Raw genomic sequence first — 25532 nt, 5'->3', positions numbered from 1 at the left:
GACCTCGCCCGTCACCCCGTAACCCACGACCCGCCGCCCGCGGGCTCCGTCGCCCGCGTACCTTCGTACCCTGCGCCGAGTACGAACAAGGACCAGCCAGTGAGAGAACAAGGGACCGCCGCCGTGAAGGACGTACACCCGCTGCCCCGACGCACCCCGGTCCCGACCGACCACCCGGACGCCGTCCTGGACGTGGTCGTCCCCGTGTACAACGAGGAGACGGATCTGGAGCCGAGCGTCCGGCGGCTGCACGCGTACCTGCGCGAGACCTTCCCCTACCCGTTCCGGATCACCATCGCCGACAACGCCAGCACGGACCGGACCCCGGAGATCGCCGTCCGGCTGGCCGGTGAACTGGCGGAGGTGGAGGGGCTGCGGCTCGACGAGAAGGGCCGCGGCCGGGCCCTGCGCACCGCCTGGTCCCGTTCGTCGGCCCCGGTGCTCGCCTACGTCGACGTGGACCTGTCCACGGAACTGGCCGCGCTGCTCCCGCTCGTCGCCCCGCTGATATCGGGGCACTCCGACATAGCCATAGGCACCCGCCTGGCGCCCGGCGCCCGCGTCGTGCGCGGCCCCAAACGGGAGTTCACCTCCCGCTGCTACAACGCCATCCTGCGCTCCACCCTCGCCGTGGGCTTCTCCGACGCACAGTGCGGTTTCAAGGCGGTGCGGCGTGACGTGGCCGAGCGGCTGATGCCCCTCGTGAAGGATTCGGGCTGGTTCTTCGACACGGAAATGCTGGTCATCGCCGAGCGGGCGGGCCTGCGCATCCACGAGGTGCCGGTCGACTGGGTGGACGACCCCGACAGCCGGGTCGACATCCTCGCCACGGCCCTGGCCGATCTGCGCGGCATCGCCCGGATCGGCTCGGCGCTGGCGCGCGGCACCCTGCCTGCCGCCGAACTGCGGCGCGGTGGCGAGGGGGAGCCGTCGGGCGGGCTGGTCATGCAACTCGTGCGGTTCGCCGCCGTGGGAGCGGTGAGCACCCTCGCGCACCTGCTGCTCTACACGCTGTTGCGCCCGGTGGTGGGAGCCCAGGCCGCCAACGCGGTCGCGCTGCTGATCTGCGCCATCGGCAACACGGCCGCGAACCGCCGCCTCACCTTCGGCATCCGCGGCCCCGGCGGCGTCGTACGCCACCAGGCGAGGGGGCTGGCGGTCTTCCTGCTCGGCCTGACGCTCACCAGCGGCTCGCTCGCCGTTCTGCACCAGGCGGTGCCGTCGGCCGGGGCCCGCGTCGAGCTCGCCGTACTGATCGCCGCCAACCTGACCGCGACCCTGCTGCGGTTCCTGCTCTTCCGGGCGTGGGTGTTCGGCACCCGGCCCCGAAAGCGCACCGGCTCCGCGGCTACATGACCACGACGACCGTCGCCCGCCCGACCGCCTGGAACGCGAGGCTGTCGGACGAAGCTCATCGGGTTCGGCGCCTTCATGCACGTGCTGGACTCGGTGTGCCGTAAGAAATTCGGGTGCTGGTTTTCGGACCTGGGTTGTCGATTTCCAGTCGGAAGAAGATCCAAGTCTTTCAGGTGGCGTCTACAGCGATCGACAATGTCGAAAGTGTGAGGCTTGAGTCACCGCGCGGTACGGCTGAGCACACCGCTCACGTTCAGAACCTCGTGGCACCCCTCCGCCTGTCGGCCGGTGGCCGGTGTGCCCGGCTTCTGGCAGGTCACTTCGACGGTCACGGTGTCGTTCTCAGGGATCTTGATAGGGGTCACCCAGTGATAGTCCTGATTGCGGAAGGTCTCCAGTGCGATCGTGGTCACCTTGCGGTCGCCGAAGGTGATGGTCAGGAGCCCCTCGTCGCCCTGGAAGTTGGCGACCACGATGTCCGTCACACCGAAGACGCTGTCCTCCGGCACCCGGTAGGTGCCCGTCCTGGTCTCCCCGGTGGACGTCTCCAGGTCGATGGTCGCCGAGCTCTGCTGGCCCCCGCCGGCCGAGGTGCCGTCGCCGGTGCCCGACGCACCGTCACCGCCCGAACCGGCCGGTGCACCCGACTCCTGTCCGCCGCCCCCGGGCTGAGCGTCCGCACCGCCACCGGAGTCGGCGCCCGGACTCTGCCCGTCCCCCTGCCCGGCGGGTGTCGGGCGTGGCTGGACCGCCTCGGTGGCCGCTTCCTTGGCGGCGCTGCGCACCGCCGGACGGACCAGCGCGAACCAGGCCAGCAGCAGCGCGAGCAGCGCCGCGAGCAGCACCAGCAGCCACCTCGGGAAGATCGGGATCTGGACGAACTCCGCGTCCAGCGGCGCCGGGACGCCGGTCTCGTCCCCGGGAGTCTCCTCCTCGTCACGGGACTCGGCCGTGCTCACGGTGAACGGCCACACCACCGGGGCGCCGAACCACACCGGCTGGGCCGTGCGGACCCGCAGCCCGACCTCCGTCGACTCGCCGGGCTCCAGCTTCGGCTCCGCCGGGTTGAAGGCGAACCCCAGCTCCTCGCCCTGCTGGGCCGCGGTGAAGCCCACCCGCACCGGGGAGTTGCCCTGGTTGCGCACCGCCAGCCGGTAGCGGCCGCGCAGCCAGCCGCGCCGGCGGCGCGGGGCCAGCTCGGTGTGGAGCTCGTGGAACTCCTCGACGTGCACGGTGGTTTCGAGGACCCGCACCGACTCGGGGTGCTCGGTCGGCAGCACCCGCACGCCGAGAGGCATCTCACCGGCCCGGATCTCCGGTGACCGAGGTGGCTCCAGACGGATCGTCACCGTTTCGGAGGTGCCCGGATAGAGGGAGACCCGCGCGGGTTCAAGCGTCGTCCAGGCGGCGCAGTCCCCGACGACCTCCAGGTTGTACGCCTCGACGATGTCGCTGTCGTTGCGCACGGTCAGACGGGTCGTGGCGGTGTCACCCGGCGTCACCGTCACCGACGGGATGTCGAGACCGGGCGCACCGGGTCCGGAAGCGGCTGCAGAAGGCGTCACGCCAGCACGGTAGGGCCGGGCCCGGCGGCGTCACGAGGAGCGCGAGGGCAATATCCGGGCAGTCGCGGTGCCCGCCAAGTCAGGGCCAACTCGCCTGTGCGAGGCCGTTGTTACGGCGAGCCGCCTCGCGTGCGCCGCCCCCGCGGTGGTCGCATCGAGCCCGTATCCACCCCCATCAACCACGAGACAGGTAACCCTCCATGACCTGCCCTGCGGAAAACAGCCCGGCCCCCACCAGCACCTCACGTGTGCCCGCCCAGGCGCGGGCCACGCCCCGCACTTCGCTTTCCGACCGCCCGGCACGAGTGAGCGTCACGGTCTACGCCGCTGACCCGGTGCTGCGCGTCGGCGTCGTCCAGCAGTTGCGGCAGCGCCCCGAAGTGGACCTGCTCGCCGACGCCGACGCGGAGCGGGCCCAGGTGTCGCTGGTGATCGTTGACCATGTCGACGACGACGTCGCCGCCCTGCTGAACCGGCTGCGGCACAACACCGCCACCCGCACCGGCCTCGTCGTCGGCACCCTTGGGCCCGGCACGTTACCGCGCGTCATCGAGTGCGGGGTGGCAGCGGTGCTGCGGCGGGTCGAGGCCGACCAGGACCAGCTCCTGCACCTGGTCCAGGCGATAGCCAACGGCGAGGGCGTGCTGCCCGGCGACCTGCTCGGCAAGCTGCTCACCCATGTCGGCAGCCTCCAGCGCTCGGCGCTCGACCCGCGGGGCGTGTCCCTGTCCACGCTGACCACGCGCGAGGCGGACATGCTGCGGCTGGTGTCGGAGGGCCTGGACACCGCGGAGATCGCCCGCAAGACGTCGTACTCGGAACGGACCGTCAAGAACGTCCTGCACGAGATCATCACGCGGCTGCAACTGCGCAACCGGGCCCACGCGGTGGGCTACGCGCTGCGCAACGGGCTGATCTGAGAGCGCTCTTCGAGGTCTGAGAGCGCTCTGCTGTTCTGAGAGCGCTCTCTATGAAAGTCGGCCAGGAACCGGGCGTTGCCCGAAAGCGCATCGCCCGCTTCCCCCGGGTGCGGCCCCACCGCCCTGCCGCTTCGCGTGCGGCCTGCGCAGGGTGGTGGGGGCACATCCCGATGCCGCACCACACTGCGAGGGGGACCGTGATGGGAACCGCTGGCCCCGGCGGGCGGTACCGCCTGGGCAGACTCGGCACGTCGTTGCTGCTGCTGATCCCGCTGCTCGGGGTCACGGCCGCCACCGGGCAGGACAGCGCCGACTCCCGGCCCCGGGTGGCCGCCGCCCCGGACACCCGGATCGCGTACGCCGGTACCCGGCACCGCAGTCTCGGCCGGGTCGACACCACCACCTCCAGCACACCGCTGTTCGGTGCGGGCCCGGCCCACTTCGACGTCCAGCCGTCCGCACTCGGCGACCAGCTGGTCTTCGCCGGCCGCCGTGATGAGAAGAACCCGCAGATCTATCTGCGGTCCGCCGACGGTTCGGTACGCCGGCTCACCAGCGGCATGGACGCGGCGCATCCCCGGCTGACTCCGGACGGCCGATCCGTGGTGTTCGACTCCGCCGGACCCGGCGGCCCGGGCGGCGGGACGCAGCGCGACCTGTGGCTGGTGCGCACCGACGGCACCGGCCTGACGCGGCTCACCGACACCCCCGCGGACGAGGAGTGCCCGACGGTGTCCCCGGACGGGCAGCGGCTGGCGTACTCCAGCGACAGCGACCCGCTGGTCGGGCAGCAGGTCTACGTGCGGCCGCTGGGCGGCGGCACCGCCACCCGGGTCACCGACCCGGCCAACGGCACGGCCACCGAGCCGGTGTGGAACCCGGTGAACGACGACGAGAACCGGAACTGGATCGCGTACACCGCCACCACGACTCAGAACGGACCGCGGCTGCGGGTGACGGACGGGACCAGCGACGAACCGCTGTTCGGCGGCGCCATAGCCAACTGGCGTGCCCATGGGGCGGCGTGGCTGCCCGACGGGGACGGGGTGGTGTTCCTGAGCCCCGAGATCACCTGTGAGTGCGAGGGCGACTGGGACCATGTGTTCCGGACCACCGCCCACTCCGACCAGGTTCCCTCGCTCGTGCTCAACGAGAACCGGGAGGTCCTCTCGCCCACCTGGCTCGGCCCGCTCGACGGCGGTGGCGTGGTCGTGGAGCGCACCTCGGCGGCGGCCCCCGACAAGGAGCACTCCGGCGCGCAGGTGGTGACGCTGCAGGACGTCCGCACGGACGGGGTCGACCCCCGCGACCTGGGGCTGACGATCCTCAACGAGGACCCGGCGGCCGACACCAACACCGATCCCGCCAAGGACCCGCTGTTCCAGCCCGCGCCCCCGTACGACCCGTGGACCGAGCGGCAGAACTACACCCCGGACGGCCGCCGGATCGTGGTGACCCGCTTCGAGGACACCCCCGACGGCCGGATCGAGCGGATCTGGATGGCCGACGCCGACGGCTCCAACCCGGCACCCATGCCGCTCGCCGGGCGCGGCCCGAAGGACTGGGACACCGACCCGACGTTCTCCCCGGACGGCAAGTTCCTCGCCTTCGTCAGGACTTCGCCGGGTGGTGTCGGCGACGCCGCGGGTCCCAGCCGGATCCTCGTCGCGGAGGTCGCCACCGGCGCGATCACCGGCGAGATCGTCCCGCCGGCCGGGCAGCTCCGGGGCGAGGACGCCCAGCCGACCTGGTCGTCCGACGGCACCACCCTGGCCTTCACCCGCAACCAGGTGATCGACGGGGGCGGCGGCAACAAGCACGTGTGGACCGTGCCCGTGAACGACCTGGGCGCGCAGCGCGACCTGAGCGCCACGCTCTGCCCGGGCGACTGCGAAGTCATCGACGACAGCCCGGCGTTCTCCCCGGACGGACTCAGCATCGCCTTCAACCGCAAGAGCGGCGGCGGCCGCGTCGACGAACAGAACGGCATCCTGCTGACGTCCGTGTCCGGCGACGACTGCCGGGTGCTGCTGCCCGCCGCCGCCCGCGATGTCCCCGGCGCCTGCGGCCGGGAGCTGCCGGACACCTCCGCCACCGGCCCGCACCAGCCGCGGGACGCCGCCTGGACGGCCGACGGCACCGGCCTGGTGTTCAGCTCCCGCGCCGGCCTCCCGGCCAACAGCCCGGAGAAGCTGCACCTCCTGGACGTCGAGTCCGGCGACATCACCCCCGTCACCACCGGCCTGCCGGGCCGCCAGAAGGAGCCGAGCGTCCAGCAGTCCGTGGACCTCGCGCTCCGGGCGCCGGGCACCACCCCCGAGGTCACCGTCGGCGGCTCCACCACGGTCCGCGTCGACATCGTGAACCACGGCCCCGCCGCCTCCCCCGGCACCCGGCTGACCATCGCCCCGCCGCCCGGCGTGCGCGTCACCCGGCTGACCCGGCCCGGCGGCACCTGCGACGCCGCCTCCCTCCAGTGCGACGTCGGTGTGGTGCCGCCGGGCGCCACCGTGCCGGTGAACGTCACGCTCACCGGCGTCACCCCCGGCGACGCGCCGGTCGACTGGTCGGTCACCGGTACGGTCCTGGACCCGAGGCCCAGCGACAACGCGGGCCGGACCGTGGTGCCGGTGCGCGAGGCCCCGCAGCCGCCACCGACCCCGAGCCCGACGCCGCCCACGCCCACCCCGGCGCCGCCCACCCCGGCGCCGCCCACCATCGTGCCGCCGACGACCCGGCCGCCCACCGTGCCGCCGGAGCCCGAGGAGCCCGAGGCCGGGCCCGGCGTGCGCGTCACCGCCCAGCCGAACCCCGGATACGTCGGCGGGCGCGTGGTCGTGACGTACACCGTGCGCAACGGCCGCAACGCGCTGGCGACCGGGCTGCGGCTGCGCATCGGCCTGCCCCGGGGCATCCCCGACAGCGGGCCACCGGCGGGCTGCGACAGCTCCTGGCTGTGCGCGCTGCCGGATCTGGAACCCGGCGCGAGCACCGTCGTACGGGTCGTCCTCAGCCCCGACAAGGCGCTGACCGGCCGTGTCACCGGCGACCTCACCACCACCGGCACCGACGCCGACCGGCGCGACAACACCGCACGGCAGCGGATCCGGATCCTGCAGCCGCGGATCGAAGCGGTGCCGCCGATCGGCAAGCCCGGCTTCGTCACCTCGGTGCGCGGCAAGGACTTCCCGCCGGGGGTGCCGGTGCGGTTCACCTGGAAGCCGGGGATCACCGCGGCGGCGGCACCGACCGTGCCGAAGCCGGACGGCACGTTCATCGGCCAGCTGCTCATCCTCGCCAAGGACCAGACCGGGCCGCGCGTCATCACCGCCAGGGGCCCCGGGTTCTCGCCGGTGAAGACCGACTTCCTGGTGGTCAGCGGCAGCATCCAGCCGCCCGACCAGGTGGTGCGCCGGTGATCCACGAGGTCGACGAGGGGCTGCGCCGACTGCTCGGCGAGTCCGGCCTCGAGGCGTCGGGCGTCGAGGTCGTCTTCGACGCCCCCACCCGGGACTGGGCGGCACGCCGCAGCGCACCGACGGTCTGCGTCTTCCTGTACGACATCCGCGAGGACGCCACCCGGCGCGGCAGCGGCGCCGGGGAGGTGTACGACGAGGACGGCCACCTCGTGGCCCGGCGCAGTCCGCCGCGTTGGTTCGAGCTGACGTACCTGGTCACGGCGTGGGCGAACCGCCCCCAGGACGAACACCGGCTGTTGTCGCAGGTGCTGGCCTGTCTGGTGGCCCACGACACGTTGCCCGCGCGGCTGCTCACCGGCACGCTCGCCGAACTCGGCCTGATCGTGAGCCTGGACACCGCCGGCACCGGACTCGACGCACCGGCCGCCTCCGACGTGTGGTCGGCGCTCGGCGGGGAGCTGAAGGCGTCGCTCGGGGTGCGGGTACGGGCGCCGCTCGCCGGCGTCACCACGGCCGCCGCACCGCCGGTCACCGAAGGGCTCGTGGTGCGCTCGGCCGCCCGGCGCGAGGGCGCGGAGGCGACGCCGGGGCGTCGGCTGCGCTACACGGAGGTGAGCGACCCGGGCCCGGAGGGCTTCGCCGGGGAGCGCGAGCGGCCGCCCGCCGCCGCCCGTCGCCGTCGAAGGGACCGACAGCCGTGACGCACACCGCTGAGCCGGTGGTCACCGACGGCCACGAGGTCACCGACGGCCCCGACGTCGCCACCGGCTCCGACGTCGCCACCGGCTCCGACGTCGCCACCGGCTCCGACGTCACTGCCGGCCCAGATGTCGCCGCCGCCTCCGACCTCACCGCCGGCCCCGATGCCGCCGTCGAGGCCGATGTCTCCGGTGGAGGTGAGGTGACCGGCGGTCGCGGTGCCGCTGTCGAGGCTGATGTCGCCGACCGACGCGAGGTCGCCACCGGCTCCGACGTTACCGCCGGCCCAGATGTCGCCGCCGCCTCCGACCTCACCGCCGGCCCCGATGCCGCCGCCGAGGCCGAAGTCACCGGTGACCTCGACCCCCTGTGGACGCGGCTGCGTCTCGTCGAGGAGCGGGTGCGGGGCGCGGTGGCCGTGCGTCGTGCCGTCGATCCCGACCCCGACGACCCGTACCGGGGCCAGTACCTCACCCCCGAGGCGGCGGTACGCATCCTGGACGAGCCGGGCGGTCTCGACGTACCCGCCCAGGAACCCTGGCACCCGCCGGCCGGGTCCCTCCTCGACGGGCTCGCCCGGCGGTTCGGGCTGGCGCCGCTGGACCTGGACCTGCTGCTGGTCGCGGTGGCGCCCGACCTGGACGCGCGGTTCGAGCGGCTCTACGGCTATCTCAACGACGACCTGACGCGGCGTCGGCCCACGGTCGGGCTGGCGCTGGAGCTGTGCGGGCTCGGCGGCGCGACGTCCGCCCGGTTCCGGCTCGCCCCCGGGGCCCCGCTGATCGCCGGTGGCCTGGTGGAGGTCACCGAGCCCGAACGGCCGCCGCTGTCCCGCGTCCTGGTGGTGCCCGACCGGGTCACCGCGCACCTCCTGGGCGGTACGCGGCCCGACGCCCGGCTCGCCGGGGTGCTCGGCGAGGCCCGTGAGGATCCGAGCGCCGAGGCGGCGGAGGTCCGGCGGGCGGCCGCCGCGGCCGGGACCGGTGTCGGCCTCGTCCACCTGCGCGGCCGGGGCGGTGACGCCGAGGGCCTGGCCACCGCGGGCCTGCGCGCGGCCGGGCGGCGCCCGCTGGTCCTGGACGCGGTGGCGCTCGCCCGGCGCTCCGGCGACGTACCGGAACTCGCACGGGTGGCCGGTCTCGAAGCCCGTCTGACCGGCGCCGGGGTCGTCCTCGGCCCCCTGGACGCGCTGCCCCCGGAGCCCGCCGAACGGACCCGGACGCTGGCGGCGTTGTGCGCGGCGCTGCGGGGGCTGCCGCTGCTCACGCACGGCACCGTCGGCTGGGATCCGGCGTGGGCGGCCGACACCCCGGTGGTGTTGACCGTGCCGGCGCCCTCCCCCGAACGGCAGGCCGCGCGCTGGCGGTACGCCCTCGAGGGGGCCGCCGGTGCCGGCCACGGGGCCGGGGTGACCGGCGACGCCGACGCGCTCGCCCGGGCGGTCGCCGCGCACCGCCTGGACTCCGGGCAGGTGCGCCGCGCCGCCGACGTGGCGCTGCGCACGGCCGCCCTCGCGGGCCGCCCGGTCGGACCCGACGACCTGCGCGCCGCCGTACGCGCCCAGAACGGCGCCGGGCTCGAACGGCTCGCCCGCCGGGTGGAGCCCGGCGTCGGCTGGGACGACCTGGTGCTCCCGCCGATCACCCACCGGCGCCTGCGCGAACTCGCCCTGCGCGCCCGCCATCGCGAGCAGGTGCTCGGGCAGTGGGGGATGCGGCCCGGCGGCGGCCGGGGGCGCGGCGTGATCGCGCTGTTCGCCGGGGAGTCCGGCACCGGCAAGACCATGTCCGCCGAGGTCGTCGCGGCCGACCTGGGCATGGACCTGTACGTGGTGGACCTGTCGACGGTCGTCGACAAGTACGTCGGGGAGACCGAGAAGAACCTGGAGCGGATCTTCACCGAGGCGTCCGCGGTCAACGCGGTCCTCCTGTTCGACGAGGCCGACGCGATCTTCGGCAAGCGCTCGGAGGTGAAGGACGCGCACGACCGGCACGCCAACATGGAGTCGGCGTACCTGCTCCAGCGCATGGAGTCGTTCGACGGGATCGCGGTGCTGACCACCAATCTGCGGGCCAACCTGGACGAGGCGTTCACGCGCCGCCTGGACGTGGTGGCGGACTTCCCCGTCCCCGACGCCGGCCAGCGCCTCGCCCTGTGGGAACGCTGCCTGGGCGAGCGGCTGCCCCGCGCCGACGACCTCGACCTGCGCTTCTGCGCGGACCGCTTCGAGCTGGCCGGCGGCTCGATCCGGGCCTGCGCGGTGACCGCGGCCTACCTCGCGGCGGAGTCCGGCCGGCCGCTCACCATGCGGCAGCTGGTCACGGCCGTCGCCCAGGAGTACCGCAAGCTCGGACGCCTGGTCCTGGAGGGCGAGTTCGGCCCGTACCTGGCGCAGGTCACCGACGCCTGAGCGTCCGGACGGTCAGCTCGGGGCGTCCGGAAAGGCAGCGGTCTTGCCCCCGCCCAGGTCCGCGGGTCCCTGTCCCCGTGACGGGCCCTCGCGAAGACTCGGCCTGGACACACCTGACCGACCCGCAGGACGCGAAGGAGCGAGCATGCCGACGTACCTCACCCCGGGCGTGTACGTGGAGGAGGTGCAGTCCGGTGCCCGACCGATCGAGGGGGTCGGCACCGCCGTCGCCGCGTTCGTCGGGTTCGCCGAGCGCGGCCCGTTCCACGCGCCGACGCTGGTCACCAGCTGGGACCAGTACACCCAGCTGTTCGGCGGCTTCACCGAGGGCACCTATCTGCCGCACGCCGTGCACGGCTACTTCTCCAACGGCGGCGGCGCCGCGTACATCGTCCGGATCGGCGGCTCCGCCGACGACGCCTCCGCCCCGGCGGCCGGCGGCGACCGGCGACAGCGCGAGAGCAGGGCGGCGGAACCCGTCGAGTTCGGCGGATTCCTGGTCGCCGCCAAGCCGGGCGTGACCGGGGTGTCGGTGGAGGTCGCCGACGCCGGCGGCGAGAACCCGCCGGAGGACCGCTTCAAGGTCCTGGTCCGCCAGGGCGACCAGGTGGCGGAGACCTACGACGCCTCCACCCGCAAGAACGTCAAGGGCTACCTGGTCAACCAGGCCCGCGCCTCCAAGCTGATCGAGGTCACCGAGCAGCAGGGCGCCGCCCAGAGCAGGCCCGCCAACCAGACCGTGGCCCTGCCCGACGCCCCGGCCGCGCCCGCCAGGCCCGGCTCCGGCGAGCTGTCCCGCCTCGACCCCGCCGAGTACGTCGGCGACGCGGCGGCCCGCACCGGGTTCGGCGGCCTGGAGACCATCGACGAGGTCACCATGGTCGCGGTGCCGGACCTGATGAGCGCCTACCAGCGCGGCGACATCGACGCCGAGGGGCTGCGCACCGTGCAGCTCGCCGTGATCGCGCACTGCGAGCAGATGGGCGACCGGGTGGCCGTCCTCGACGCCCCGCCCGGGCTCTCCGCCCAGCAGGTGCGCAACTGGCGCAACGACGAGGCGGGTTACGACTCCCGGTACGCCACCCTGTACTACCCGTGGGTGCGGGTCTTCGACCCGGCCGCCGGACGCAACACCACCGTCCCGCCGAGCGGTCACATCGCCGGTGTGTGGGCGCGCAGCGACGCCGAGCGCGGGGTGCACAAGGCGCCCGCCAACGAGGTGATCCGCGGCGCGGTGGACCTGGAGATCCGGCTCAGCAAGGGCGAGCAGGACCTGCTGAACCCGATCGGCGTGAACTGCGTACGCGCCTTCCCCGGCCGGGGCATCCGGGTGTGGGGCGCCCGCACCCTCTCCTCCGACCCGGCCTGGCGCTACCTGAACGTGCGCCGCCTGTTCAACTACCTGGAGGAGTCGATCCTCCTGGGCACCCAGTGGGTGGTCTTCGAGCCGAACGACGACCGGCTGTGGGCGAGCATCCGGCGCAACGTCACGGCGTTCCTCACCGAGGAGTGGCGCCGTGGCGCGCTGTTCGGCCGCACCGCCGAAGAGGCGTTCTACGTCAAGTGCGACCGCGACAACAACCCGCAGGAGTCCATCGACCAGGGCCGGGTCGTCTGCGAGATCGGCGTCTCGCCGGTCAAGCCCGCGGAGTTCGTGGTGTTCCGGCTGGCCCAGTTCTCCGACAGCACCAGCCTCATCGACGAGTGACCCGCGGGTCCGGCAAGGAAAGGTGACAGACAGTCATGGCAACGGGCGATGCTCTTTCCACCCATGTCTTCGGCGTGCAGCTCGGCGGCTACCTGGTCGAGTCGATCCAGGAGATCAGCGGGTTCACCGTCGAGGAGGATGTCGTCGAGGTCAAGCAGGTCACCGCGGAGGGCAAGCAGATCATCCGCAAGCAGCCGGGTGCCCGGCAGGCCGGTGAGATCACGATCACCCGGGGGCTCGACCAGAGCAGCGAGTTCACCAACTGGATCAAGGAGACCCTGAACAACGGGGCCGTGAACTCCGCGCGGCAGAACCTCACCATCGAGATCAAGGACACCGAGGGCAACACGGTCCGCCGCATCCAGCTGATGCAGGGCTGGGCCTCCAAGTGGGAGGGCCCGTCCCTGAAGGCGGGCGAGTCGTCCCCGGCCACCGAGTCCGTCACGATCGTGTTCGAGGAGATCGTCGTCGAATGAAACGCCGTACGGTGACGGCGGGCAACCTGGACGAGATCCTCCAGATGACGGCGCCCGCCCAGGCGACGGAGCAGGCGGCGGCACCCCCCGCCGCCGCCCCTCCGCCCCGGGAGAACCACGGGCTGCGCACCGAGTTCGAGTTCGAGCTGCCGCGCGGATACGTCGACGAGGCGGGCACGGTGCACCGGCACGGCGCGATGCGCCTGGCCACGGCCCGGGACGAACTGCGCCCGCAGATCGACCTGCGGGTCAAGGAGAACCCGGCGTACCTGAGCGTCGTGCTGCTGAGCCAGGTGATCACCCGGATCGGCAGCATCACCGACGTCCACGCCGGGGTCGTGGAGCGGATGTACGCCACCGATGTCGCGTTCCTCCAGGACTTCTACCGGCGCGTCAACAGCGAGGGCCACACCCGGGCGGCGGTGACCTGCCCGCACTGCGAGGGCGGCTTCGAGGTCGACCTCTCGGGTGGGCGCCTGGGGGAATCGTGACGTACGCCCTTCCCCGGCTCCGGGAGGAGGTCGCGTACATCGCCTATCACTTCCACTGGCCACGCGAGGAGATCCTCGACCTGACCCACGGCGAACGGCAGCAGTGGGTGGCCGAGATCGCCCGTATCAACACCCGCGTGAACGAAGGCGGTTGAGCACATGGCATGGCGGGACAGGTGGCGCCGCCGGGCCGCGAGGGCGTCCGGCGAGGAGGCGTCCCGTGGGCTTGGTTCCGCCGAGTCCGGCGGAGACGGCTCGGGTGCCTCCGGGGCCGGAGCTGCGGGTCCTTCCGTGCCCGGTGACTGGGACGGCGGCTGGCGGCGCACCGGCCCGCCGGAACTCACCGTCTCCCGTGCGCCGCTGGGCGTCAGCGACGGTCTCGCCTTCCGCGCGGGCCTCGCCGCCTGGCAGGACCCGTCGTTCGACAGAGGCCTCGGCCATGCCGTGCTGCCCACGGCTCCTACGGGTCTGGTGCGCGGTGTCACACGTCCGGCCGCCCCGCAGGCCGGCCACGCGGGTGGGGGGCCGTTGCTGCTTCGGGCGGTGCGGGCGGAGGGGGAGGGGACGCCGGGTGTTGGTGCGTCCGGGGTGGGGGCGGGTGGGCCGAGGTCGGTTGGGTCGGGGGCGGTTGGTTCGGCGTCGGCTGGGTCGGGGTCGGTTGGATCAGCGTCGGCTGGTTCGGGGGCGGCTGGTTCGGCGTCGTCTGGTTCCAAGGCGTCCGGTTCAGCGGCGTCTGGTTCGGTCTCGTCCGGTGCCGGGCCCTCTGCCGCAGGGCCGTCCCGTAGCGGTTCCGGCGATTCCCCCGCTGTGCTGACCTCGTCACCTTCCCCTGTCCAACGGGCCGTGGCGCCGGGCGGGGCCCCGGTCGTGCCCGCCGCCGACGCCGTTCTCCCGTCTGCCGTCCCGGAGATTCCGCTCGTACGACGTGTGTCGGTGCTCCCGGGCGCAGCCGCCGACGGGGGCGTTGCCCGGCCCGCCTCGGAGACGTGGTCCGGCGTGCCGTCCACATCGAGCTCGGGGCGCGCATCCCGGTCGCCGGCCGGCAGACAGGCGGAGCCGTCCCGTGCCTCCGGCGCCGACGTGTCCCACCCGGTCGTCCGGCTCCGCCCGGTGGGGCCTTCCCTGACCGTCTCCCGGCGCCCGGCCGGACCCGCGTGGCGCGTCCCGGCCCTGCGGCCCGCCGTCGCCCCGACGGGGTCGCCTGCCTCGGCCGCCACCCCCGTGCAGCGCGCGGGAAGCCGTTCGCCTCTCGGAGCCCCGCTGAGTGAACTGCCCTCCACGGCAACACCATTGGCGCAGGGCGCCGGATCCGCGTCCGGTCCGCCGCTTCCCGTCGTCCAGCGCCACGCGGAAGGCACAGTCGGCATCCCGCGCCCGTCGTCCGACGGCAGCGCGAAGGGAACCGCCCTCGGCACCCCGGCCCCGCACACCCCGGATGGCCCCTCCGCCCCGGGCCGGAGCGGTGCACGCGCGCGTGGTGGCCTGGGCGCGCCGCTGCCCGCGCTGCCGCCGAGCGCCGACCTGCCTGGTTCCGGCGCGTATGGCGCCCACGGTTCTCGTACGGCGCCCGGCCCGGACGTCCAACGCGCCCCGGCACGCCAGGACCAGAGGCCCGGGGCCGCGACGGATAGCGACCGGCCGCCCACCGAGTCCGCACCTCCGGCGCCAGAAGGGGGCGGAACGGCCGCGCCGCTGCTGGGAGCCCTCGACGTCCAGCGCCGCCCAGCGGACCCCTCCACCACCGGGGGCACCACCGACCCCGGCCCCACGCCGCTGGTGACGCCGTCCCGGACCGCTGCGCCAGAGGGTCCGGCACCGGAAGGACCGGCCGTGAAAGCCGTACGCCCCACCGCGCCGAGCCCCGGCGGCCAACAGCCCCCGGACCCCGCCGCCGCCCCGACTCCGGTCGTGGTCGCCCGTTCCGTGTCCGAAACCACCACAGGTGCCCGCGCCACGGCCGAAGGACCAGGAGGCGCCAGGTCAGCGACCGGGGCCACCGGCGCGACCCGCCCCACAACCGGGGACACCGGCAACCCCCGACCGGCGACCGGAACGACCGCCGACGCCAGGCCAGCGACCGAGGGCCCCGGCGAGACTCGGCGAACGACCGGGCGCCCTGGCGCGCCCCGCCCCACGACCGAAGGCCCCGGCGAGTCCCGCCCCACGCTCGGGGCCACCGGCGCGCCCCGCCCCACGACCGAAGGCCCCGGCGAGTCCCGCCCCACGCTCGGGGTCACCGGGGAGTCCAGCCCCACGCTCGGGGTCACCGGCGCGCCCCGCCCCACGACCGAAGGCCCCGGCGAGTCCCGCCCCACGCTCGGGGTCACCGGGGAGTCCAGCCCCACGCTCGGGGTCACCGGCGCGCCCCGCCCCACGACCGAAGGCCCCGGCGCGACCCGCCCCACGCTCGGGGTCACCGGCGCGCCCCGCCCCACGACTGGGGCCCCCGGCGCGACTAGGCCCACAACCGGAGGCACCGGCGAGACCCGGCCCACGACTGGGGCCCCCAGCGCGACCAGGCCCACAATCGGAGGCACCGGCGAGATCCGGTGGACGACCGGGCGCCCCGGCGCGACCCGCCCCACGACCGAAGGCACCGGCGCGACCCGCCCCACGACCGAAGGCACCGGCGCGACCCGCCCCCCAACCGGGGCCACCGGCGCCCCCCGGCCCACCGCCGAAACCACCACCCCCGGAACCACCACCGCCGCCCGGCCCACGCCCAAGAGCCCCGGCGGCACCCAGCCCCCCGCCGCAGCCGCCCCGCGCCCCCTCACCGTGATGCGCTCGGTTGCCCCCGCCGCCCCGGCGGCCCCCCGCACCCTCGCGCTGCTCCCCGCGCGCCCGCTCACCCTCAGCACCCGGGCCACGGAAGGGGCCGCGGCACCGTCCGCTGCTTCGCGCACCGGCGGCCCTCCGGTCGTCGCGGCGCGGTGGACCGGGGCACCGGCTGCCTCCGACGGCGCCCCCGCCCCATCCACCCGGGGGCCCGCGCGGCCCACGCCGGGACCGTCCGCAGGCGCCCCGGCGACCCCGCAGGTCCAGCGGAGCGCGACGGCGCACGGAGCGCCAAACCCGGACGTGCGAGGGAGCGGTTCCCCGGACGTACAAGGGATCAGTTCCCCGGAGGTACGAGGGATCAGCTCCCCCGGCGTACGAGGGAGCGGTTCCCCGGGCGTACGAGGGATCAGCTCCCCCGGCGTACGAGGGAGCGGTTCCCCGGACGTGCGAGGGACCAGCTCCCCGGGGTTCGTCCAGCGCGTCCCGGTGGTCAGGCCCACGTCGTCCCACCAGACATCCGGCACGGCAGCCGCCGTACCGGCACGATCCCTCCCGGTGTCCGCGCCGCAGACACCGCCGCTCACCGACCACCCGCCGACCACATCGGCGTCGGCACCGGGACCGGCGGCCGTCCCCGTGGTCCGGCCGAGGGCCGCTACGACGGGACCCGAACCGGCGACCCCGGTCCAGCGCGCGGTCTACAGCGCGGACGACTCCGTACTCCCGGGGAAGACGGCCAAGCCGCTGCCGGCGCCCGGTCGGGGGCGGCGGTCGACCTCCGCCGCCGGCGATCTCGCCGTACCCGAGGACGCACCGGCCAAGTCGGAGCCGACGCCCGGCCGGTCGCGGTCGGCTTCCCTGTTCTCCGCGACGCCCGCCCCCGGCAAGCGCGCGGACCGGGCCGGCGGGCCGCACGACCCCGGCATCGACCTGGACGACCTGGCGCGTCGCCTGCTCGACCCGATGGCCCGGCTGCTCCGCACCGAACTGCGGCGCGGCCGGGAACGCACCGGCCGCCCCTACGACGGACGCCGCTGAGGACTGCGGCACGGAACGGATGACGGACGAATGACGGACAGCATCTTCGCGACGAGCGTGTTCTTCCGGCTCGCGATCGGCGGCAACGACCTGGGCGCCTTCAACACCTGCTCCGGCATGGGCGCCGAGGTCGAGATCGAGAGTTACGCCGAGGGCGGCAACAACGGCTTCACCTGGCAACTCCCCGGCCGCGTGACCTGGTCGAACATCACGCTCACCCGCCCGGTCACCGCCGACACGGCGAAGATCGCCCGCTGGCTCGACGAGACGCTGAAGCGGGTGGAGCCCAAGGACGGCGAGATCGTCGCGCTGAAACCGGACCTGACCCGGATCATCAGCTGGCAGGTGTTCGGGATCGTGCCCGTGCGCTGGCAGGGCCCGTCCTTCGACCCCTCCAACTCCCAGGCCGCGCTGGAGACCCTGGAGATCGCCCACGAGGGGCTGCGGCCCTCCTGACACGCCCTCACACAAGCCCGTCCCCGCATCCTCGGAAAGGAAGCCGGCATGTCCCCAGCGTCCCGCTCCAGTCGGGCCAGGGCCCAGCTGACGCTGAAGGAGCCCCCGGCCTCCGTCGGCGCCAAGCCCGGCGGGACGATCGCGCGGCTCGACCTCCAGTTCAACCCCTCCACCCTGCAGTTGCAGAAGACCACCGAGTGGCGGCGCTCCCCGTCCCGGATGGCGGGGCAGTCGGCGCTGCCCGAGTTCGTCGGCAGCGGCCCGCGCGTGCTGAGCCTGGAGGTGTTCCTGGACGCCACCGCCAAGCACGACAACTCGGTGGAGCAGGCGGTGGAGAAGCTGATGAAGGCGTGCGTGCCGACCCCGGCCAGCCTGGGCCGCAAGAAGCCGGCCAGCCCGTGGGTGCGGTTCGAGTGGGGCACCGCGCGGACGACGTCGTTCGACGGGGTGCTGTCCAGCCTGTCGGTGACGTACACGCTGTTCGACGTGGACGGCAAGCCGCTGCGGGCCACCTGCCGGCTGTCCATCGAGGAGGCGAGCGTCGACCCGCCGGGCCAGAACCCGACGTCCGGCGCGCGCACCGCCCGCAGTACGCACACCGTCGTGGCGGGGGACAGCCTGGCCCTGCTGGCCTGGCGGGAGTACGGCGACGCCACGGCCTGGCGGACCATCGCCGAGGCGAACGACATCGACGACCCGATGGCGCTGGTCCCCGGTACCGAACTGGTGGTGCCGGGGCTGCGGGACGCGGTCGCTGAGGAGGAGAGTTGAGTACTGCCGCGGAGCGTGGCGGCCGGTCGTTCGCGGCGGACCCGATCGTGGAGACGCCCGGCGAACTTCCGCCGGTCTGGGCCGCCCAGCTGGTGAGCTGTGTGGTCGACGAGAACGTGGGCCTGCCGGACGCGGCGGTGCTCACCTTCCGCGACCCCGACCACGAGTTCCTGAGCAAGACCGGCATCACCATCGGCACCCCGCTCAAGGTCTCGGTGGAGACCGTGATCGGGAAGGCGCGCGAGCGGCTGTTCAACGGCGAGGTGACCGCCCTGGAGGCGGACCGGGACCGCACGGGCTCGTTCACCGTGGTGCGCGCCTACTCCAAGGCGCACCGCCTCCAGCGGGGCCGCAAGGTGGTGGCGTACCGGAACATGACGGCGGCCGCCATCGTCCGCAAGGTGGCCGCCGGGGCCGGGCTGACCTGCGGAACCGTGCAGGCCGCGCCGGTCACCTACCAGCAGCTCTCCCAGGCCAACGTGTCCGACTGGGACTTCCTGCAGTTCCTGGCCGCCGAGAGCGGCGCGCAGGTGCGTGTCGACGACAAGGGGCTGCTGCAGTTCACCAAGCCGCAGCAGGCGTCCGGCGCGCCCGCGCCGTCGACCTCGGCCACCCGGAACCCGATGGTGCTGGAGTACGGGCGGAACCTGCTGACCCTGCGGGCCTCCCTGTCGGCCGCGGACGGCGCGCAGCAGGTCGAGGTGCGCGGCTGGGACGTCACCACGAAGCGGCCGCTGGTGGCCCGGCAGCCGTCGGTGACCAGTGACACGGTGGTGCCGGGCCTGGCCCCGCAGTTCGCCGCCCGGTTCGGCAAGTCGTCCAAGCTGACCGTCACCGACACCCCGTACCGCACCCAGGCCGAGACGAGGGCGGTCGCCGACGCCGTGGCCGCCCAGGTCAGCGCGGGCTTCGGGGAGCTGGAGGTGGTCGCCGAGGGCAACCCCGTGCTGCGGGCGGGCAAGCCCGTGACGCTCGGCAACGTCGGGAAGGCGTTCTCCGGCAAGTACACCGCGACGGCGGTGCAGCACGTCCTCGAACCGCACGGCGGATACCGGACGACGGTGTGGGTGAGCGCCAGCCCCGACCGTTCCCTGACCGGCCTGGTCACCGGCGCCAACGCGCCGTCCCGCGGCCCGCGCATGCCCGGTCTGGCGATCGGCGTGGTGACGGACGTGGGCGAGCCGGGCGGCGCCGAGAGCGGCGCCGTGAAGCTGACGTTCCCCTGGCTGGACGACACCTACGTCACCGACTGGGTGCGCACCGTGCAGTGGGGCGGCAAGGGCGGCGGAGGCGTGGTGAGCCCGGAGGTCAACGACGAGGTCCTGGTCGGCTTCGAACAGGGCCTGCTGGACAGCCCCTACGTCATCGGCGGGCTCTACAACGGCGTGGACAAGCCGTCGCCGCACGACGTCCCGCTGATCGACAAGACCACCGGGAAGGTCAACCGCCGCTCCATCGTGTCGCGTTCGGGACACCGGGTGGAGCTGCTGGACGCCCGGGCGCCCGGGCGCTCGGGGGTGCGGCTGATGACCGCCGACGAGCGCCTGGAGGTGTTCCTGGACGACCGGCGGAACCGGATCGAGCTGACGGTGTACGCGACCAAGGCCAACCCCGTCAGCTCCGTCGTGCTCGACAACAGCGGCATCACGCTGGAGGCGAAGACGGGCACCGTGACCGTGAACGCCAAGGACGTGAACATCAACGGCACCAACTCGGTCCAGATCGACGGCCGTTCGGTGGGCGTCACCGGAAAGACCGACGCCACGGTCGACGGCGGTCTGAAGGCCGTCCTCAACGGCAAGTTCGTCCACATCAACTGAGGCCCCGGCCACTGTCCGCACCAACCGAAACCGCGAGGCCTCCAGGCCGCCGACCTTCCCGCAAGGAGCACCGCATGCCAGCCGCAGCCCGTACCGGTGACCCCACCAACCACGGCGGCCGGATCACCACCCCGCCGCCCGGAGCCGCAGCGCGGGTGGCGACCGTGCTGATCGGCGGCAAACCCGCCGCCGTCGTGGGCAGCCTGGTCGCCTGTCCGATCCCCCAGCACGCGGCCCTGGGACCGGCCAACGTGATCAAGCCCGACCCGGCCTCGGCCACCAAGGGACAGGTACTCATCGGCGGGTTGCCGGCCGCGAAGATGCGCGACCAGAGCACGTGCGGCGCGATGGTCGTCACCGGCGCCATGAACGTCATGATCGGCGGTGCGGTGTGAGCGAGCGGTTCATCGGCCGCGGCTGGGCGTTCCCGCTGCGGGTCGGACCGACCGGCGGGATCGGCATGGTCGAGCGGGAGCGGGAGATCGAGGAGGCGATCCGCCTGGTGCTCGGCACCGCGCCCGGCGAGCGCCCCATGCGCCCCGAGTTCGGCTGCGGCATCCACGACTACGTCTTCGCCCCCGGCGACGGCGCCACCGCCGGGCGCGTCGCACAGCAGGTACGCGAGGCCCTGGAGCGCTGGGAGCCGCGGATCGCGGTGGACGACGTGATGGTCGCCTTCGACGCCGTCGAGGCCGGCACCCTCTACATCGACGTGCACTACACCGTGCGCTCCACCAACGACCGGCGCAACCTGGTCTTCCCCTTCTACACGATCCCCTCCGACGACGCCCTCGACGAGGAACTCGGTACGGGCTTCGAGGCGGCGACCGGGGAACGGGGCGCCGCCTGATGGCCCTGCCCTCTCCCAACCTGGACGACCGGCGCTTCCAGCAACTCGTCGACGAGGCGAAGCGGTACGTGCAGCAGCGCGCCCCCGAGTGGACCGACCACAACGTCTCCGACCCGGGCGTCACCCTGATCGAGACGTTCGCCTACCTGGTGGACCAGCTGCTGTACCGGCTGAACCGGGTCCCGGACAAGAACTACACCGCGTTCCTCGACCTGCTGGGCATCCGCCTGTTCCCGCCGGCCGCCGCCACGGCCGATGTCGACTTCTGGCTGTCCGCGCCGCAGCCCGACACGGTGGCGCTGCCCGCCGGCACCGAGGTGACCACCGCACGCGGCGAGACCGACGAGCCCGTGGTGTTCACCACCACCGACGAACTGCGCATCGTCCCCAGCGAGTTGACCCGCCTGGTGGCCGCGCCCCGGACCGGTGAGCAGACCGACCGCACCGGGATGCTCGCCGAGGGCCGCGACGTACCCTGCTTCCAGACGGCCCCCGAGCCGGGTGACGCGCTGCTGTTCGGCCTGCCGACGGCGGTGCCGCGCTGCATCGTCGCGGTGCGCCTGGACAGCCGCGTGGAGGGCGTCGGCGTGGACCCGCGCCAGCCCCCGCTGGTGTGGGAGGCGTGGGACGGCGGCGGCTGGCGGGTGTGCGAGACCGGCACCGACACCACCGGCGGGCTGAACCGGCCCGGCGAGGTCATCGTCCACGTACCGGCCGGACACACGGCGTCGGTGATCGGCGGGACCCGGGCCGGCTGGCTGCGCTGCCGGGTCACCGAGGCGGAGCCGGGCCAGCCGTTCTACTCGGAGTCCCCCACCGTGCGTGAGGCGGCGGTGTTCACCGTGGGCGGCACCATGTCCGTCGAGCACGCCGAGACCGTGACCGACGTACCGCTCGGCACCTCTGAGGGGGTCGCCGGGCAGACGTTCCGGCTCACCCGCCCGCCGGTCCTCCTCGACGGCGAACCTCCCGTCGTCGAGGTGTCCTCGCCCGAGGGGTGGCAACGCTGGGACGTCGTCGAGCACTTCGGCCGCTCCGGGCCCGCCGACCGGCACGTCCGCGTGGACGCCACCACCGGCGAGTTCACCTTCCCCCCGGCGCTGCGCGAACCCGACGGCACGCTGCGGCAGTGCGGCGCCGTGCCGCCCAAGGGCGCCCACATCAGGGTCGCCCGCTACCGCACCGGCGGCGGCCCGGCCGGCAACGTCGCCCGCGGCGCGATCTCCGTCCTGCTCAGCTCCGTGCCGTACGTCGCCCGGGTCGGCAACCGGGAGGCGGCGCGCGGCGGCGTCGCCGGGGAGACCGTCGCCAACGCCAGGCTGCGCGCCCCCGAGGCGCTGCGGATGCAGGAACGGGCGGTGACCGCCGAGGACTACGAGATCCTCAGCCGCCAGGCGGCACCCTCGGTACGCCGGGTCCGCTGCCTGCCCGCCGCCGAGGACGCGGGCGCGGTACGGGTCCTGGTGGTGCCGGACGCGGTCGCCGACGAAGGCGACGACCGGCTCCGCTTCGAGCAGCTCATCCCCTCCGAGCAGGTACTCCGGGCGATCACCGCGACCCTCGACGAGCGACGCCTGATCGGCACCCGGCTCGTGGTGGAACCGCCCGTCTACCAGGGCGTCACCGTCGTAGCCCGGCTGGCGGCGGCACCGGGCGACACCGACCGGGTGCGCGACGCGGCGCTCGACGCGCTGTTCCGGCACCTCAACCCGCTGCACGGCGGTCCCGACGGCACCGGCTGGCCGTTCGGGCGGCCGGTCCAGTACGGCGAGGTGTTCGGCGTGATCCAACGCGCCACCGGCAACGCGCTGGTGGAGGAGATCCGCCTCTTCCCCGCCGACCCGATCATCGGCCGCCGGGGCGCCCCGACGGACCGCATCGACCTGGCCGCGGGCGCGCTGGTCTTCTCGTACCAGCACCAGGTCGTCGTCACGGCGGTCGAGCCGGAGGCGCGGGGAGGGGTGCGCGGATGAGCCGCGCCGCCGTACCCGGTCTGCCGAGCCGCTACCCGATCGGCGAACAGCTCCCGGCCCTCTACGCCGACGACGACTTCGCGCAACGTTTCACCGCCGGTCTCGACACCGTCCTCGCCCCGGTGTTCGCGACCCTCGACAACCTGCCCGCCTACCTCGACCCCCGGGTGACGCCGACCGACTTCCTGGCCTGGCTGGCGTCGTGGGTGGGCGTCGCCGACGACCCGCACTGGCCGGTGGAGCTGCGCCGCGAGGCGGTCGTCCGCGCGGTCGAGCTGCACCGGTGGCGCGGCACCAGGCGCGGCCTGGTCGAGGCGCTGCGCCTCGCGCTCGGCGTGCACGCCGAGGTGACCGGGGACGGCGGCGCGGTGTGGTCGAGCACCGCCGGATCCGACCTGCCGCCGCAGCCCGCCGCCGAGACGCTGGTCCGGGTGTGGCCGGGCCGCGAGCAGCGGGTGGACCCGGACCGGGTCCGCGAGATCGTCCGGGCCATGTGCCCGGTGCACACCGTCTGCCGGGTGGAGCTCCTGCCCGGCCCGCCCGCCGACGAAGGGAGGTGACGCCATGCGCGCGTGTCCCGCGTGCGGGGCGTCCAACGACTCCGGGGACGACTTCTGCGGCAACTGCGGCTCGTACCTGGGCTGGTCCGACCCAACACCGACACCGAACCCCACCACGGAGCCCCCGAACCCACCGGCTCCGAGCACGCCCTTGGGGTCCCGGGGTCCGTCGGCGGCGGGTGGGGCGTCGGGGTCCGGGGGTTCGTCGGCTTCGGGTGTGGGGTCGGGGTCTGGGGGTTCGTCGGCTTCGGGTGTGGGGTCGGGGTCTGGGGGTTCGTCGGCTTCGGGTGTGGGGTCGGGGTCTGGGGGTTCGTCGGCTTCGGGTGTGGGGTCGGGGTCTGGGGGTTCGTCGGCTTCGGGTGTGGGGTCGGGGTCTGGGGGTTCGTCGGCTTCGGGTATGGGGTCGGGGTCCGGGGGTCCGTCGGCTTCGGGCATGGGGTCGGGGTCTCGGGGTTCGTCGGCTTCGGGCATGGGGTCGGGGTCTCGGGGTTCGTCGGCTCCGAGTGCGGCGTCGGTGTCCCGGGATCCGTACGTCCCGAGCACGCCCTCGGAGAGTCGGCAGTCGTCCGCCCGGGGCACATCGTCGGCGCCCTCGGCCGCCCGGGACACGACGGCGCCGGGCGGGTCTCCGGCGCCCGCGTCAAGCCCGGCTGGCGAGTCGGGGTCGAGTTCGGGCGGCGGGTTGGTGTCGCGTTCGGGGGGCGCGTCGGGGTCGAGTTCGGCGGATGAGCCGGCGTCGCGTTCGGGGGGCGAGCCGGCGTCGCGGTCGGGCGGCGGGTTGGCGTCGCGTTCGGGGGGCGCGTCGGGGTCGAGTTCGGCGGATGAGCCGGCGTCGCGTTCGGGGGGCGAGCCGGCGGCGTCGGGCGGCGGGTTGGCGTCGCGTTCGGCGGGCGAGTCGGGGTCGAGTTCGGCGGATGAGCCGGTGTCGCGTTCGGGCGGCGGGTCGGCGTCGCGTTCGGGGGCCGCGTCGGCGTCCGCCGCGCCCGGCCGCGGCCTGTCGCTGCGGAACCGGCTGACGAGCCTTGGCCGCGCGGTCAGGGGGACGAGCACTCCGAACGCCGCGGACTCGCGCACCGGTGACGAGGCCCCCGGCCAGCAGGACGCGTCGACCCCTCCACCCCAGGCCGGCCCCGACGACGTACGCACCGAGCCCCCTGCGCCTGCACACCCTCCGACCACCCGCGACGACGAAGACGACGCACACGACGAAACCCCCGACGGACCTTCGCACTCCGCACCCGCCGCTCCGGGTACGACGGCACAGCCACCGCAGACCCCGCCCGCCGCACCGTCGGCCCCGATTACCCCAGGGACGCCGTCGGCACCGTCGGCCCCGATCACCCCAGGGACGCCATCCGCACCGTCCGCCCCCACCACCCCCCGGACGCCGACCACCCGGAACACCCCCGGCCCCCGCCCTCCAGCCACCCCGACCCCGACCCCCGACCCACCGACGCCGGACCCCGTCCCCGTACACCCCGCGAAGCCCGTGGCCCCCCGGCCTGTCGTACGGCCCGTGGCGGTGCCCGACGACGTCGCGGGCAGGCCCTGCCCCGCCTGCGGCACGCCCAACCAACCGGGCCGCCGGTTCTGCCGGCGCTGCGCGGCCGAGCTGAAGCCCGTCGCCAAGCCCGACCCGCTGCCGTGGTGGCGGACCGTGTGGCCGTTCCGGCGCCGGGTGCGGGCGAGTTCCGGCCGGGCGGTGCGGCTGCTGGTGATCCTGGCCGTGGTGCTGGCGCTCTGCGCGGCCGGTTTCCTGCTGCTCCCGGCCGGACGCGCCCTGTTCGAGGACACCCGGGACAAACTCGGCAAGGCCAAGCCCGTGACCCCCGCGGACACCGAGGCGAGCGCCGAGATCCCCCGGCACCCGGCGACGAACACCACGGACGGCCTGAGCAACCGCTACTGGGGCGCGCCCGCGCCGGACGCGTCGGTGACGTACACCTTCGGCAAGCCGTTCCGGCTGGTCGACCTGATCGTCACCAACGGCGCGTCCGCGAAGCCGGAGGACTACCGCCGCCAGGCACGAGCGCTCCAGCTCGACATGGACGTGACCACGCAGAACGGCGAGCGGCACCACAAGGAGCTCACCCTCAGCGACAAACCGGGCCCGCAGACGATCCCCACCGGGATCAGCGACGTCAAGACGGTCCGCCTGACCCTGCGCTCACCCGTCGGTCTGTCCCCGGGCCGTCATCTGGCCCTGGCCGAGGTCGAGTTCTTCCAGCGCGGCTGACCA

General features: G+C 74.2%; 19 protein-coding genes and 1 pseudogene. 19 read left to right on the top strand and 1 reads right to left on the bottom strand.

From position 1 onward, the window contains the following. Positions 1-99 precede the first annotated feature (99 nt). The gene (locus tag I2W78_RS18265; protein ID WP_374222678.1) at positions 100-1356 is read left to right on the top strand and encodes a glycosyltransferase; all 1257 of its coding nucleotides are present in this window, start codon (positions 100-102) and stop codon (positions 1354-1356) included. 218 nt (positions 1357-1574) lie between these two features. Here I2W78_RS18265 and I2W78_RS18260 read toward each other — a convergent pair whose 3' ends face one another. Then, positions 1575-2873 carry a COG1470 family protein gene (locus tag I2W78_RS18260; RefSeq protein WP_196464610.1) on the bottom strand — a complete coding sequence of 433 codons (1299 nt, stop codon included), beginning with the start codon at positions 2871-2873 and terminating at the stop codon, positions 1575-1577. 248 nt (positions 2874-3121) lie between these two features. On the opposite strand from I2W78_RS18260, the gene I2W78_RS18255 reads away from it, so the two are divergent. The 18 genes and pseudogenes from I2W78_RS18255 to I2W78_RS18175 all read left to right on the top strand — a co-directional run bounded on the left by I2W78_RS18255 (position 3122) and on the right by I2W78_RS18175 (position 25529). Continuing rightward, positions 3122-3841, top strand: coding sequence for a helix-turn-helix transcriptional regulator (locus I2W78_RS18255; RefSeq protein WP_196461332.1), 720 nt, complete (start codon positions 3122-3124; stop codon positions 3839-3841). A 200-nt stretch (positions 3842-4041) separates the two neighbouring features. Continuing rightward, entirely contained in the window at positions 4042-7260 is a 3219-nt protein-coding gene (locus I2W78_RS18250) for a DUF11 domain-containing protein (RefSeq protein ID WP_230885495.1), read from the top strand. Continuing rightward, positions 7257-7961, top strand: a complete 705-nt coding sequence (locus I2W78_RS18245; protein ID WP_196461328.1) for a DUF4255 domain-containing protein — start codon at positions 7257-7259, stop codon at positions 7959-7961. The genes I2W78_RS18250 and I2W78_RS18245 overlap by 4 nt, the downstream gene beginning before the upstream one ends. Before the next feature lie 365 nt (positions 7962-8326). Further along, positions 8327-10369: an ATP-binding protein gene (locus tag I2W78_RS18240; protein WP_196464609.1), complete on the top strand. Its 2043-nt coding sequence runs from the start codon at positions 8327-8329 to the stop codon at positions 10367-10369. Between the two features lie 145 nt (positions 10370-10514). Beyond that, on the top strand, positions 10515-12077 hold the full coding sequence (locus tag I2W78_RS18235; RefSeq protein ID WP_196461326.1) for a phage tail sheath family protein: 1563 nt from the start codon (positions 10515-10517) through the stop codon (positions 12075-12077). Positions 12078-12112: 35 nt separating this feature from the next. Then, the gene (locus tag I2W78_RS18230; protein WP_196461324.1) at positions 12113-12553 is read left to right on the top strand and encodes a phage tail protein; all 441 of its coding nucleotides are present in this window, start codon (positions 12113-12115) and stop codon (positions 12551-12553) included. Beyond that, positions 12550-13044, top strand: a complete 495-nt coding sequence (locus I2W78_RS18225) for a zinc-ribbon domain-containing protein (RefSeq protein ID WP_196461322.1) — start codon at positions 12550-12552, stop codon at positions 13042-13044. The genes I2W78_RS18230 and I2W78_RS18225 overlap by 4 nt, the downstream gene beginning before the upstream one ends. Further along, positions 13041-13199, top strand: coding sequence for a DUF6760 family protein (locus I2W78_RS18220; RefSeq protein WP_196461320.1), 159 nt, complete (start codon positions 13041-13043; stop codon positions 13197-13199). Before I2W78_RS18225 ends, I2W78_RS18220 begins: the two co-directional genes overlap by 4 nt. 3181 nt (positions 13200-16380) lie before the next feature. Next, positions 16381-16863: a hypothetical protein gene (locus tag I2W78_RS18215; RefSeq protein ID WP_196461318.1), complete on the top strand. Its 483-nt coding sequence runs from the start codon at positions 16381-16383 to the stop codon at positions 16861-16863. 30 nt (positions 16864-16893) lie between these two features. Then, positions 16894-17319 carry a phage tail protein gene (locus I2W78_RS18210; RefSeq protein WP_196461316.1) on the top strand — a complete coding sequence of 142 codons (426 nt, stop codon included), beginning with the start codon at positions 16894-16896 and terminating at the stop codon, positions 17317-17319. Between the two features lie 48 nt (positions 17320-17367). After that, on the top strand, positions 17368-18090 hold the full coding sequence (locus I2W78_RS18205; protein WP_196461314.1) for a CIS tube protein: 723 nt from the start codon (positions 17368-17370) through the stop codon (positions 18088-18090). Then, entirely contained in the window at positions 18087-19910 is a 1824-nt protein-coding gene (locus I2W78_RS18200) for a VgrG-related protein (protein WP_196461312.1), read from the top strand. Before I2W78_RS18205 ends, I2W78_RS18200 begins: the two co-directional genes overlap by 4 nt. 74 nt (positions 19911-19984) lie before the next feature. After that, positions 19985-20305: a PAAR domain-containing protein gene (locus tag I2W78_RS18195; protein ID WP_196461310.1), complete on the top strand. Its 321-nt coding sequence runs from the start codon at positions 19985-19987 to the stop codon at positions 20303-20305. Continuing rightward, entirely contained in the window at positions 20302-20760 is a 459-nt protein-coding gene (locus tag I2W78_RS18190) for a GPW/gp25 family protein (protein WP_196461308.1), read from the top strand. The genes I2W78_RS18195 and I2W78_RS18190 overlap by 4 nt, the downstream gene beginning before the upstream one ends. Then, on the top strand, positions 20760-22733 hold the full coding sequence (locus tag I2W78_RS18185) for a putative baseplate assembly protein (RefSeq protein ID WP_196461306.1): 1974 nt from the start codon (positions 20760-20762) through the stop codon (positions 22731-22733). Before I2W78_RS18190 ends, I2W78_RS18185 begins: the two co-directional genes overlap by 1 nt. Then, on the top strand, positions 22730-23293 hold the full coding sequence (locus I2W78_RS18180; RefSeq protein ID WP_196461304.1) for a phage tail protein: 564 nt from the start codon (positions 22730-22732) through the stop codon (positions 23291-23293). Before I2W78_RS18185 ends, I2W78_RS18180 begins: the two co-directional genes overlap by 4 nt. Before the next feature lie 4 nt (positions 23294-23297). After that, a pseudogene (locus I2W78_RS41680) lies at positions 23298-23360 on the top strand (zinc ribbon domain-containing protein); the annotation flags it as partial. Positions 23361-24809: 1449 nt separating this feature from the next. Further along, positions 24810-25529 carry a zinc ribbon domain-containing protein gene (locus tag I2W78_RS18175; RefSeq protein WP_196461302.1) on the top strand — a complete coding sequence of 240 codons (720 nt, stop codon included), beginning with the start codon at positions 24810-24812 and terminating at the stop codon, positions 25527-25529. Positions 25530-25532 lie beyond the last annotated feature (3 nt).

The sequence above is a fragment of the Streptomyces spinoverrucosus genome, assembly GCF_015712165.1.
In the GTDB taxonomy this organism is placed as follows: Bacteria; Actinomycetota; Actinomycetes; order Streptomycetales; family Streptomycetaceae; genus Streptomyces; species Streptomyces spinoverrucosus_A.
This window is presented reverse-complemented; position numbering and strand designations above follow the sequence as displayed.